The organism is Bacillus cereus group sp. BfR-BA-01522, assembly GCF_022662635.1.
Taxonomy (GTDB): domain Bacteria; phylum Bacillota; class Bacilli; order Bacillales; family Bacillaceae_G; genus Bacillus_A; species Bacillus_A cytotoxicus.
This window is the reverse complement of sequence record NZ_JAKUDY010000010.1, coordinates 33,082-45,648: the sequence shown is the minus strand read 5'-3', so window position 1 is coordinate 45,648 and position 12,567 is coordinate 33,082. Positions and strand designations below refer to the sequence as shown.

Sequence of the window (12,567 nt, the reverse complement as noted above, 5' to 3'; positions counted from 1 at the left end):
AAAAGCAAAACAAAGTCTTTGGTCTGATGAAGGAGCGCAAATCTATATCAAGCGAAAGATAATCGAAAACACAACACCCCCCACGGAGAAAATACATTTTCCCCGTGGGGGGTGAGTTATAAAAGGAGCTTTTGGAACAGCCCCTTGGAGGCGATTTCGACTTACACAACAAAAGCACTTGAGTAACATAGTAAAACAAAATCATCGCTTTAGAAAGAAATGAATCCATTCTTTCTAAAGCGATACATATGATGAAAAAAGGACACCTTACTTTACCGAACCAATCTGTCCAAAATCAAGTAAAGTTCATTCATCATTAGAAATCTATATACCTCTTTCAAGTGGATGTATTTTTTGCGTCAGACTCTGTTTGCCGCTCCATTTTGTCTTCAGCAGCTTTTAACTTCTTTTCCAATTCTGTTTTTTCTTTTTCCCATGTTGCTTTGGCCGTCATTAGCTCCTGAATCTGCTTGTCTTTCCTCTCCAGTTGCTGTTTCAGATTTTCAGGCCCTCCTTGCAACTGATTCATTTGGGTTTCTAACTTCTGCTTTTCTTGTTCTAGCTTCTGAATCTGCTCGTCTTTCATTTCCAGTTGCTGTTTCAGATTTTCTGGCTCCCTTTGCAACTGATCCATTTGGGTTTCTAACTTTTGCTTTTCTTGTTCTAGCTTCTGAATCTGCTCGTCTTTCGTTTCCAGTTGCTGTTTCAGACTTTCTGGCCCTCCTTGCAACTGATTCATTTGGGTTTCTAACTTTTGCTTTTCTTGTTCTAGCTTCTGAATCTGCTCGTCTTTCGTTTCCAGTTGCTGTTTCAGACTTTCTGGCCCTCCTTGCAACTGATCTATTTGAAATTCCGACTGGTCTTTTTCATCTTTTTTTTGTGTTGAATTTAGTGAATCTCCCTTCCTATAAACTATATAATTTTCCCTATAAACAATTCTCGTATCATCCCAATAAAGTCTGGCAACTTCGATATGGTAATCATCCGTAGGGGATATCATCTGCTCACACTTGGTCATCGTTAACCTACAAGATGAGAACGTCCGCGTCGATTCGTTGATCTGTACGTTCTTGTCTTTTGAGATCCAGCCATACGTAGGGTCAAATTTTATGGAGCCGTGATATTTACCGTTTCGGTATAAATAAATCCCATAATTTAGGTAATCATCGTTTTTAAAAGTAATGTATAATATACCATCAATGTACTCCACTTTTTGAATCAGGTTTTTCAAGAAAGATACTTGTGCCTGTTCCCACTTTTTTAGTAACTGTGCTTTCTGTTCTGTTCCGAATTGATTAATTTTATCCCGTAGCCGATCTAACGTGTCTTGATCCACGCTTTCTCTAAGGCTCCCATTTTCGTATAAATTAACAAGCTCTTGCTCTAGTAGTAATGTGTCAATTTGTTTTTTGTATTCCTTCAACTTATCCTCTGTGCTCTTCAGTTGCTGTTTCAGCTTATCTGAGTCCTCTTGCAGAGTTTTAACCCGTTGCTTCTCCTGATTGTTTTCTTGGGCAGCTTGATCTAACTTTTCATGTAACCAATTAATGTATTGTACCTTATCTTCAATGATTTGATTGGCTTGTCCAATTTTGTTATTCGCATTCTGTGCGAATTCATCAAATTTTTTCTTTAAAGTATCGAAGGTATTGACAAATTTCGGCACATTTGTTTGGATTTTGGTTACATCCTCTTTCAGCTTATTTAAATGTGTATCTCCTGTCCATCCTGTAATTAGGCTCGTGGCCAATATGCCCAGCATTATTTTTTTCAACAACAAACATATATTCCTCCTCACCTAGATGTATTCATTCAAGTGACGACTTTACAAAATGCCATATTTTTCACTATCAAATAAAATTCCAAATTCCTTCTTCTCTCATCCTTTACAAATGAAAGAAAGGTGTGAGAGAAGAAGGTGATGAAGAAGCACATCATTTCCTCCTACTTAAAAAATATCCACTCTATTTTGTTTTTTTATTGGTTTGGTGTTCCCTGACGACGCTTACTCTTATTTTCGCTATCTATAATTTCAGGTAATGATGGATCTAAGTCTTTTATCGCATTCTCTTGGATTGCTTGCTGCACGTTATCCAGCACCTCTTTTAATTTATCAGCGATGTCTTTTGCAGCCGCTTCCGTATTCACATTTGCTTCCGTCAAGCTCTGACGTAATGTGGTAATCTCATTTTTAATTTGCTGAATTGAATTTTTGTCCTGTCCGCTTGTTCCATCCTTTTCTAGAAGCCCTCGAATTTTTTCTAAAAGGTCTGTTGGTTCTTTGAGGCTCTCATCTGTAATTTCCTTCATTAAGGCAGTGACATCTCCTGTCTTGTCATTTCCTACTATTTTCGTAATTTTCTCTTCTAGTTCTTTTTGGCTAGTTATATCCTTCGTATCCTTTTTCACTTTCTCAAAAAGGCTATCGATTTCCTTTTTGTCTTCCGGCTTTACTAGCAGATCTTCCTTCTGTTCTTTGTCGATTTCTTCCATAATCTGCGTCACTTTGTCGATATCATCTGTTGTAATCTGATCTTGCTTTTTTTGAAGTAAATCGTTTAGCTTTTTAATTCTCTCTTCTTGTTCTTTCGTTAAAATGCCCTTGGCATCTAAGTTCTTCTGTAAATTATCAATTTGTTTTAGTAATTCGTCTTTTTTAGCTTGATCCAAATCTTTTAGTTGCTTTAACTCCTCTATGATTTGATTGTTGATTTGATTGTTATCCTCAAGGCCCTTAATCGTGTCTTCGATGTCTGTTAATTCCATATCTAACCAATTGATATGCTTTACTTTATCCTCGATAGTTGCATTTGCATCGTTTAACTTCTTAACAGCTTCGTTTTTCAACATAGTAAATTTGTCAAAAACAGTTTGTAACTTTTGATTCGCCTTAATAACCTCTTTTTTTGCGTCTTCCATTGCCGTTTTCATTTGTTCTAATTTTGCATCACCAGACCATTTCATCACAGTAGCTGTTCCCACAACAGATGTCCCAAGTAATGCGCCCGTAAGAACAATTCCTTTTAAAGTTCCTAATGCCATTGTTTCATCTCTCCCGTATCTGTTTTTTATCAATTTGAATGATTAGATTGTTAGAAAGTTTGAATTCGCTTGCAACTTTCCCCTAATTCCAAAAACCCTGAGAACGTATTCTCCATTACAGAAGGAGAAGGGGATTGGAATCAAATATCATTCGTCCGTACTACATTATCTATTGAAATGCCATGAGGAAACAATTCGTCTTTCTTCTTTTGTTAAAGGAACTTATACACTATTTACCCTCGTGTAAAAATGTTTTTATACTGAGAAAATAAGTGAAAGGAGGAAACAACAATGGCTAAAAAACAACTTCATTGCACACTCTTTTTTCTAATATGTGTTCTCTTTTCTCCGCATATTGTCCAAGCTCATGTTAAGTGGTTTACACATGCAACCCCAGAAAAGGTACCTATGGAAGAAATTCTACAACCATTATTCCTTGTAATTGCTATCTTTGTTGCGCTTGTGTTAGCTTATTTACCTGTCCTTATAGAAAAGATAAGTAAGTGGAAATGGGCTCAAGCATGTGAAACAGCATTACAGTCCTTCACAACACATTCTCTTACGCTACTCAAATACGGTACGGTTATTGCTCTCCTACTTCAAGTTTTTTCTGATAGCATTTTTGCAATTGAATTTTCTACACAAAAAGTCAGATGGATTGTCTGGGGAATTATTCTATTACTTATCTTACCTTACCGTATAGCAACTCAGCTGGGAGCTCTCGGCATACTCATCTTATTTTTGGGGGTTACAATTGAGCATTGTCTTGGTTGCACAATCGATTATATCTTTTATGTAGCGGTTGCAATTTCATTATTTTTCTATAAAGAAAAGGCAAAAAAGTGGACCATTCCCATCCTATATTTTTTTACAGGTTTTAGTCTGTGTTGGGTGGCAATGGAAAAAATTATTTACCCCTCTATGGCAATCGACGTTGTTACCAGGTATCAGGTACCAACGTTCGGATTTCCAGCAGATGTGTTTGTGTTATTGTGTGCCTTTATTGAGTTTAGTATTGGATACTTGTTATTTATCGGGATATTAAATCGAACACTCGCTGTTTTAGTTACAATTATTTTTCTATCTACGACCATTCTATTTGGGATAACAGAAATCATTGGTCATTTTATGTTACATATCATTTTTCTTATCTTTCTTATAGAAGGAACTGGCCAATACTCGATGCCAATTAAAATGTACAAGTTGCAAGTACAACAGGCAATTTTTATATTTGCATATTATTTGTTAAGTTTGTTTACTTTGTTACTGTTGTATCATGTATTTGTTACCTTATAGGTGATAAGTATTTACAAGAGCTACTCTCATAAAGTTAGACAGGTCGTTTCATTTCGTATCCTTTCAGCAAGTCAAACAGATTTATAGAGGGCAAAGGAGGATTCTATTTCATAGTGATTCAGAATCTCAGCTTGCTAGTTATTATGTTTACAAACTTGCATCAATTCTATATAATTTGATTTGAGAAAAAAAGTTTCCTTAAGGAAAATTAAATCAAAAATACATTTTATATTTATAATAAAATGTATTTTTGTCTAAATTTTGCCCTTGCGCAAAATATTTATATAGGAGAAAAAGGAAGGGGAATACATAAAAAAATGGCTGGGGCTGTAGTTGTAAAAGATTTGTTTGTATCGTATCAAGGGAATCAAGTGGTTCAGAATGTTTCTTTTGATATTGAAAAGGGAAAGCTTGTTGGAATTATTGGTCCAAACGGAGCGGGAAAGTCTACATTAATGAAAGCTGTTTTAGATTTAATCCCAAATGATAAGGGATATGTTCGAATTCTTGGAGAGGATATTCGAAGTGCTAGAAAGCGTGTTGCGTATGTACCACAAAGAAGTGATATAGATTGGGATTTCCCGATTACCGTTTTAGATGTCGTGTTAATCGGAACGTATCCATCTTTAGGAATGATGAAAAGACCGAAGAAAGAGCATCGAGAGTGGGCATTTGAGTGCTTAAAAAAAGTTGGAATGGAAGAGTTTAAAAATCGCCAAATTGGTGAGCTGTCAGGTGGACAACAACAACGTGTCTTTTTGGCAAGAGCATTAGCACAAAAGGCTGAGGTATTTTTCTTAGATGAACCATTTGTTGGAATTGATGTAACCAGTGAAGAGACAATTATTAAAATTCTTAGAGAATTACGTAAAAAAGGAAAAACAATTGTTGTTGTACATCATGATTTAAGTAAAGCAGAATCCTATTTTGATAAATTACTATTATTGAATAAATGCTTCATTCAGTACGGAGAAGTGCAACAAGTATTAGAACCGACTATTCTGTCAAAAGCGTATGTGAATCAGGGAATACTCTTCAATAAGTCACCGGAGGTATACTCATCATGAAGGTTGTAGAATTTATAGATGCAATCATGCAGTACGGTTTTCTTCAGAAAGCTTTATTAACTTCTGTTATGGTGGGAATTATTGGTGGTGTAATTGGATGCTTTATTATATTACGAGGTATGGCATTGATGGGGGATGCCATTTCACATGCCGTCCTTCCAGGAGTAGCACTTTCTTATATGTTTGGAATGGACTACTTCATAGGTGCGGTTTTCACAGGGGTCATTACTGCGGTAGGAATTGGATTTGTAAGCCAAAATAGTCGTATTAAACAGGATATGGCAATTGGGATTATGTTTACATCTGTATTTGCTATAGGGATTATCTTAATAACCTTTATGAAGAGTAGTTCGGATTTGTACCACATTTTATTTGGAAATGTCTTAGCAGTTCGTTCTTCAGATATGTGGATGACACTTGTTATTGGAATTATCATTATCGGTCTTGTGATTCTATTTTATAAAGAACTACTGGTATCTACTTTTGACCCGATAATGGCACAAAGTTATGGATTGCCAAACAAGCTCATACATTATGGATTAATGGTTCTTCTTACGATGGTTACAGTTGCTTCCCTTCAAACTGTAGGGATTATTCTGGTTGTTTCTATGTTAATCACACCAGCAGCTACAGCGTATTTATTAACAAACCGTTTATGGATTATGATTTATTTGGCTACGGGTATTGGTGCATTTTCATCTGTAGTAGGGCTATATTTTAGTTTCTCTTATAATCTTGCTTCAGGTGCAGCGATTGTTCTTGTTGCAACCTTCTTATTCGGATTAGCATTCTTTTTCTCACCGTCACAAGGTTTGTTTTGGAGAGCTATCAAAATGAGAAAAAATAGAGCAGAGTTGTCATAATGGATTGGAGGATAAAGATGAAATTGAAAAATGTTTTCTTTTCGATACTTTGTATTTTCGCATTTGGATTAACTGCATGTTCTAGTAACACAAATGGGAAGGGAGAGGGGAGTGGAAAATTAAAAGTTGTAACTACATACTCAATTATATATGATATGGTGAAGCAAATTGGTGGAGATAAAGTTGAGATTCATAGTCTTGTTCCAATCGGGGCTGATCCTCATGAATATGATCCGCTACCCAAAGATGTGATGCGAATGAAGGATGCTGATGTAGTGTTTTACAATGGTTTAAACTTAGAAGAAGGTAATTCATGGTTTGAAAAACTATTAAAAACGACAGGTAAATCAGGAAAGGACGCATCTGTTTATAAAGTAAGTAAGGGTGTAGAGCCGATTTATTTAGAAACAAAAGGATTAGAAAAAGAAACAGATCCACATGCGTGGATGAATATTGAAAATGGTATTATCTATGCTAAAAATGTGAAAGAAGCATTGATGAAAGAAGATCCTAAAAACAAAGAATTCTACGCTAAAAATGCGAAAGAGTATATAGCAGAACTTCAAAAACTGCATGAGGAGACAGTAAGAAAAATCCAGCAGCTTCCTGAAGAAAAACGTTACTTAATTTCTAGTGAAGGTGCGTTTAAATACTTTGGAAAAGCATATGGAATGCAAACAGGATATATTTGGGAAATTAATTCAGAGAACCAAGGTACTCCAGATCAAATTCGAGACGTTGTAAATTTAATTCAAGAAAAAAAGATTCCAGCTTTATTTGTGGAAACAAGTGTAGATTCACGTAGTATGGAAACTGTTTCAAAAGAAACGAATGTACCAATCGCTGGTAAAATCTTCACAGATTCACTTGGTAAGCCAGGTAAGGATGGAGATACTTACTTAAAAATGATGAAGTGGAATACAGATACAATTATTAATGGATTACAAAAATAAAATATCTTTAAATATGAGAAAAGGAATTGATGGGCATGTATGGTGACCTCAGATAGTGTTTGCTATTTAATCGTTACCCTCCGCAATTTATCCCGTTATTTTAGCGCAGTAAGACTCCCGCCTCAAGATTCAGAGAGAAGCAAGGAAGATAGGGGGGAGTCTTACTACCCGTAACAGCCCAATTGGTGAGGGCTCATAATCAGCGGGAGATGAAGCCCCCCACTGATTAAAGTTTCACCGATTATGAACGAAACTTTCAAGTCCTTCCCTCATATTTCGGGTTGAAACAATATTTTAGGCAACTCAAAGTAGAGGGGACAAAATTTGGTGTTCCCTCTAAAAAACTTTATACGGAGAGGCGGGCATGATAACCTTGCAGGTAAGCGCCAACTTCCTTTAGGAATTTGGTAGCTTGGCGTACGAATCATGCCTGTAGAGGCTCCGTGTCAAGTTTTTTAAGCTTAATAAAAGCATAATATTTATGCAAATAAACAGGGAAGCGCACGGCACGAAGGCAAAATGACTCTACGACGGTGAGCATACTGATATCCGTGGGTTTTCACATTTTATCTTTCCGTCTGGGGGAGCTTCCACGAACTTTATACGTGAGTCCATCCTAAATAGGATTGTCACAAGTGAAACACGTGGATTCTCCTTTCCGGCTTTTCCCTTTGCCTTCGAGCCCTACGCTTACGTATTTATTTTTCCATTTTTTATTGCGTATCTATTGATTTTCCAAAAAAGAAGAGCGCTTATTGTTCAATTCCTAAAGAAATTTCTTTTGTCATTTCGACTTCTTGTGCAATGGCCCAAACAAATCCCGCTAGTTCTCTTGCGACCGCAGTAATCGCTTTAGGAGCCGCTTTTCCTCTCGAAAGTAAACGATAGTATTTCGTGTGCAGACGCTTTTATGCTTTCCAGTTTTTTGAGGGATAAGAGAAGGAGCTATCACTGCGCAATCTACTCCTAAGCTTAAAAGTAAGCGGTAAATCTCATAGCCAGTTGGACCAGCCTCATAGCATACTTTTAGGTGTTCAACGGCACCTAATTTTTTTATCAGCTTTCTTAGAGATTCAGGTGTATGAGGGATCATTGCTGAATATCTAGGTTCCCCTCTTACTTCATCTGCGATAGCAACAGCAATTTTTTCCTTTGAAACGTCTAAACCTACGTATTTTGTGGTATCCTTCATAATAAACTAGCTCCTTTCGTAATATAGCTCTGATTTGGTTTGTTTTTTTATAGTTATTCAGTGTAACCAAATTAAACTACGAAATTACGGGTAAGGAGCTAGTTTCGTTCATGATAACTTTATTCTTTGTCTCCAACTGGACAAGCTCTGTGATGAAAAAGTTCTTTTTTAAAAGGATAAATTCTCTATTATTATAGTTTACTAACTATATTATAATGATAGCGCTTAATCTAATTTAAGCTTTTCTTTAAATAAAGTAGAAGACAGAAAAGGTTGAATCAAGAAAGGAGAGAACAAGTGAAAAGAAAAAAACACAAGATGCTAGAAGAAGCTTGCTGACAAAGTCAGCATAACTTAGAGGAAGTATATTCAAAAAAATGAATATTAAAGGAAAATAGCCGTTAGAAACTAAGGATATATTTTAAGAATGCATCAAAAGTAGTATAGCAGGAGGAGATAACATTGAATCAAAAAAAGAAGCAATTATCACAAGTAAATGCAAGAAAAAGATGGAGAAAAGTAGCGCCTTTAGCAATATGCGGTATGATGGGCGCTCTATTTTTGGGAGAAAGTAGTGCATCTGCTCATGGATATATTGAAAATAGCCGCGCCCATTTAGGGAGAACATTAGAAATGAATCAAATAAGTTGGCAGGATGCGTTTACTAAATATGGGAGTGCAGTAAATGAGCCGCAAAGTATAGAAGCACCGAAAGGATTTCCACTGGCAGGACCGGCGGATGGTAAAATCGCAAGTGGTGGAATACCTGCATTTGCGCCATTAGATGTTCAAAATCCTTTACATTGGAAAAAAATTGATATACAAAGTGGGAAAAATGCATTTGTTTGGAAATATACTGCGGAACATAAAACAGAAAAATGGACATATTATATGACAAAAAATGGTTGGGACCCGAGTAAACCTTTGACACGTGAAGTACTAGAGCCAATTGGAGCTATTGATGGCGAAGGAAAGTTACCAAAAGATCACCCAGCTGGCTATGTCCATGAAATTCAAGTACCAGCTGATCGAGAAGGATATCATTTAATTTTAGGAGTATGGGATGTTGCAGATACAGCTAATGCATTCTATCAAGTTATGGATGTAAATGTTCAAAATGATGAGAAGATGGGGGAGAAATTGGTAGCTCCTTCTGCTCCAAGCAATGTGACAATCAAAACAGAGGCGAAAAAAGCTCATTTAAAATGGGATGCGCCAAAAGATGCTACAACAATTAGTCATTATAACATTTACCGAAATGGTGAGAAATTAGCACCAGTAACAACAACGGAGTTAGTTGATGAAAACTTACTACCGAATGCAGAATATACGTATGAAGTAACGGCAGTAGACCGAAGAGGAAATGAATCTGTGAAAAGCATGCCACTTACAGTAAAAACAAAAGAATTATCGAGTGTGGATACGGAAGCACCAAGTGCACCAAAAGGTTTGCATTCTATGGGAGAAACAGAAACAACAGTCGATCTTATGTGGACAGCTTCCGTAGGTAACACAGAAATTGATCACTATCAAGTGTACCGCAATGGTCAACTACTACCTGGAAAGGTTTCAGGGACAAGAATAATGGATAAGAACTTACAACCAGGTACTTTGTACACATATGAAGTAAGAGCAGTAGATGTAGCAGGGAATATATCCGAAGCAAGTAACACATTGCAAGTGAGAACGAAAGGAAACGAGCAGAAAAAAGAAGTGACAGGATTAACAACTTGGGAGCAACAAAAAGTCTACCAAGCAGGAAATCGTGTGCTATTTAATGGGTATGAATATGAAGCGAAATGGTGGACACAAGGAAATCAACCGGATATTTCAGATGCTTGGAAATTAATAAGTGATATTGTGTTGTCATGGAATGCAGAAAAGGCATACCAAGGTGGGGATAAAGTAAAACATGACGGAGTAACGTATAAGGCAAAGTGGTGGACAAAAGGTGATGTACCTGGAAAATCGATAGTTTGGGAGAAGGAATAATTTCCCGTATAGCCACTCATTCCTGATAAAATAGAACATATGTATAAATCATAGAAAAGTGTATGCATATCTTCATCAGAAGAATATGTATGCACTTTTTTTGAGCGTTCTCAACTTTGTTTTGTAGAAATTGTGTTTGTATATCCACTTGCCTATTTAAGTTCGATTCCTTTCTTTTATATTCTATCCATTATCGATGTGTGTGATTGTTCTATCATTGGTTATCATATTGGTTTACAATGTCCAAGCGAAGACGTTGGTCATCTTGTACAAAGAGTTCGATTCAAGCGGGAATAATTTGAAACGGACTACAAACCTGTGATTCGTACTGACAATGGTTCATCATTTATTTCGAATGTATTTGAAAAAGTATGCCCCATTTGTGAATCTTGCATGGGAGAATTCCACCGAAGACACCACATATGAATGCCCATATCGAGTCATACGAATGTTTGAAGTGATGCATGTTTCAAACATATGTAGACGCTTATCAAGAAGTAACTATATATTGAGTTTTACAACAACGATCCATTCTTATATTTTTGGTTTATCACCAAATGAATTGGATCGACGAATTTAAATAGAAGAGTGAAAAATCAAAGAAGTTCGAGTATGAGGCGTATTTTTTCTTGCCTTATCTGGAAAGAAAGAGAAATTCTTTGAAACAATGGGTTAAGGGTAGTATGTGTCCAAAATTAGGGGGAATCTGACTTCGTATGATTATATGGAAACAATGGAAAACGCCTAAGATAAGCATAAAGGAATTACGATCATTAGGAGTTCCCAAAGCATACGAATGAGGGAATAGCGGAAGAAATATTGGAGAATTTCTAATAGCCCAATCTTAGCAAGAACCCTAAACAATCATTCTTGAATTGTTTAGGGCTTAAAAGCTTACGTAGCAGCTATTCACTGATTCGTCAGACTGAATTGAACCGCTGTATACGGGAGGTCGGAGGTTAATCACCTTCTCCTACTCGATTTGGTGTATTCTCATTTAGATGTTTCGAACCTTTTGGAAAGCTTTGAGACATGCGCCTGCATAATATCTTGTAAATCAAGGTCATATTTCTGTGAAAGAATAATAAGGTTCGCTAGTACATCTCCAAGTTCTTCTTTTAGTTCTCGTGTTAATTCTTCTTGTCCTTTTGTTTGTTCATCAGGACGATCTCTTCCAATTTCAATGGCACGCACAACGCGGGACACTTCACCTACTTCTTCTGTTAAGAAATTTAAGCGAATAAAGGCATTATATTGTAACCAGTTTCGTTTTTTATAAAATTCCTCGACCCATCTTTGAAATTCAACTATATTCAATTCTTTCTCATCCCCTCAATATGTTGTACAATGTTTATTGTATCATAACAATATATAGCTTTGGGGTGTAGGTATGAGAAAAATTTGTGTATTTGCAGGTTCGAACTTAGGAGAGAGACCTGAATTTAAAGAGCAGGCTATTAAGCTTGGAAAAATGCTTGTCCAGAATCATTATGAACTAGTATATGGCGGCTCATGTGTAGGATTAATGGGAGAAGTAGCGAATGAAGTGTTACGTCTAGGTGGACGTGTTACAGGTGTTATGCCTCGTGGGTTATTTCGTGGAGAGATTGTTCATGAAGGGTTAACAGAACTCATTGAAGTAGAAACAATGCATGAACGTAAAGCGAAAATGGGAGAACTTGCAGATGCATTTATTGCGTTACCTGGTGGATATGGAACGTTTGAAGAATTATTTGAAGTCGTATGCTGGTCGCAAATTGGAATTCATGATAAACCAGTTGGTTTATTAAATGTGAAAGATTTTTATGAGCCGATTTTGCAAATGGTAAATCGTGCAGCAGAAGAAGGATTTATGAATCCATCTAATAAAGAATTAATCGTTTCAGCAGATGATGCAGAAGAATTATTGCGCCATTTGAAAAATTACCAGCGCCCTGTAATGGGGAATAAGTGGAAACAATTATCGTAAATAATGAATTCAAAAATGCATGTTTTTTAACATGCATTTTTATATAGAGAAATAAGCTAGAAGAGAGAAAAGAACTTTTCAGCAGAATTCGTGTCAATATGAATAACAATGAAACGCCCTCTGAAATTTGGGGGCGTTTCATTGTTAAGTGTATTTTCGGGGCCTAGCGGTTAGAATATCTAGTTGCGGTGGC

The 12,567-nt window shown here is 36.4% G+C and carries 10 protein-coding genes and 1 pseudogene; 7 read left to right on the top strand and 4 right to left on the bottom strand.

The window, feature by feature from the left end; all coding sequences use genetic code 11:
- Positions 1–157: 157 nt before the first annotated feature.
- Positions 158–320 (top strand): annotated as a pseudogene (locus MR059_RS22500) (IS6 family transposase); the annotation flags it as partial.
- Positions 321–337: 17 nt separating this feature from the next.
- Here the strand turns inward: MR059_RS22500 and MR059_RS14905 are convergent.
- Both MR059_RS14905 and MR059_RS14900 read right to left on the bottom strand, forming a co-directional pair.
- The gene (locus MR059_RS14905; protein WP_012096092.1) at positions 338–1,780 is read right to left on the bottom strand and encodes an AAA family ATPase; all 1,443 of its coding nucleotides are present in this window, start codon (positions 1,778–1,780) and stop codon (positions 338–340) included.
- Positions 1,781–1,977: 197 nt separating this feature from the next.
- Positions 1,978–3,042, bottom strand: coding sequence for a coiled-coil domain-containing protein (locus tag MR059_RS14900; RefSeq protein ID WP_242161884.1), 1,065 nt, complete (start codon positions 3,040–3,042; stop codon positions 1,978–1,980).
- Between the two features lie 291 nt (positions 3,043–3,333).
- On the opposite strand from MR059_RS14900, the gene MR059_RS14895 reads away from it, so the two are divergent.
- The 4 genes from MR059_RS14895 (at position 3,334) to MR059_RS14880 (ending at position 7,221) form a co-directional block, all read left to right on the top strand.
- Positions 3,334–4,338 carry a hypothetical protein gene (locus MR059_RS14895; protein ID WP_242161883.1) on the top strand — a complete coding sequence of 335 codons (1,005 nt, stop codon included), beginning with the start codon at positions 3,334–3,336 and terminating at the stop codon, positions 4,336–4,338.
- A 317-nt stretch (positions 4,339–4,655) separates the two neighbouring features.
- Entirely contained in the window at positions 4,656–5,405 is a 750-nt protein-coding gene (locus tag MR059_RS14890; protein WP_242161882.1) for a metal ABC transporter ATP-binding protein, read from the top strand.
- Positions 5,402–6,268 (top strand): metal ABC transporter permease, encoded by an 867-nt coding sequence (locus MR059_RS14885; RefSeq protein WP_012096089.1) that lies wholly within the window; start codon positions 5,402–5,404, stop codon positions 6,266–6,268. Before MR059_RS14890 ends, MR059_RS14885 begins: the two co-directional genes overlap by 4 nt.
- 17 nt (positions 6,269–6,285) lie before the next feature.
- Positions 6,286–7,221, top strand: a complete 936-nt coding sequence (locus MR059_RS14880; protein WP_012096088.1) for a metal ABC transporter substrate-binding protein — start codon at positions 6,286–6,288, stop codon at positions 7,219–7,221.
- Between the two features lie 823 nt (positions 7,222–8,044).
- Here the strand turns inward: MR059_RS14880 and MR059_RS14875 are convergent.
- Positions 8,045–8,413, bottom strand: a complete 369-nt coding sequence (locus tag MR059_RS14875) for a hypothetical protein (protein ID WP_242161881.1) — start codon at positions 8,411–8,413, stop codon at positions 8,045–8,047.
- Positions 8,414–8,875: 462 nt separating this feature from the next.
- Here MR059_RS14875 and MR059_RS14870 point away from each other — a divergent pair, with 462 nt between their 5' ends.
- A complete protein-coding gene (locus tag MR059_RS14870; RefSeq protein ID WP_242161880.1) occupies positions 8,876–10,405 on the top strand; it encodes a lytic polysaccharide monooxygenase in 1,530 nt (509 codons plus the stop codon).
- A gap of 993 nt (positions 10,406–11,398) precedes the next feature.
- Here MR059_RS14870 and MR059_RS14865 read toward each other — a convergent pair.
- Entirely contained in the window at positions 11,399–11,722 is a 324-nt protein-coding gene (locus MR059_RS14865) for a MazG nucleotide pyrophosphohydrolase domain-containing protein (RefSeq protein WP_012096082.1), read from the bottom strand.
- A 73-nt stretch (positions 11,723–11,795) separates the two neighbouring features.
- Between MR059_RS14865 and MR059_RS14860 the strand changes: the two genes are divergently transcribed.
- Positions 11,796–12,374 carry an LOG family protein gene (locus MR059_RS14860; RefSeq protein WP_012096080.1) on the top strand — a complete coding sequence of 193 codons (579 nt, stop codon included), beginning with the start codon at positions 11,796–11,798 and terminating at the stop codon, positions 12,372–12,374.
- The last annotated feature ends 193 nt before the right edge of the window (positions 12,375–12,567 follow it).

Excerpts from the sequence above, each read along its gene's own strand:
- MR059_RS14900 (WP_242161884.1), bottom strand. The coding sequence starts at position 3,042 with ATGGCATTAGGAACTTTAAAAGGAATTGTTCTTACGGGCGCATTACTT.
- MR059_RS14895 (WP_242161883.1), top strand. The coding sequence starts at position 3,334 with ATGGCTAAAAAACAACTTCATTGCACACTCTTTTTTCTAATATGTGTT.
- MR059_RS14890 (WP_242161882.1), top strand. The coding sequence starts at position 4,656 with ATGGCTGGGGCTGTAGTTGTAAAAGATTTGTTTGTATCGTATCAAGGG.
- MR059_RS14885 (WP_012096089.1), top strand. The coding sequence starts at position 5,402 with ATGAAGGTTGTAGAATTTATAGATGCAATCATGCAGTACGGTTTTCTT.
- MR059_RS14880 (WP_012096088.1), top strand. The coding sequence starts at position 6,286 with ATGAAATTGAAAAATGTTTTCTTTTCGATACTTTGTATTTTCGCATTT.
- MR059_RS14875 (WP_242161881.1), bottom strand. The coding sequence starts at position 8,413 with ATGAAGGATACCACAAAATACGTAGGTTTAGACGTTTCAAAGGAAAAA.
- MR059_RS14860 (WP_012096080.1), top strand. The coding sequence starts at position 11,796 with ATGAGAAAAATTTGTGTATTTGCAGGTTCGAACTTAGGAGAGAGACCT.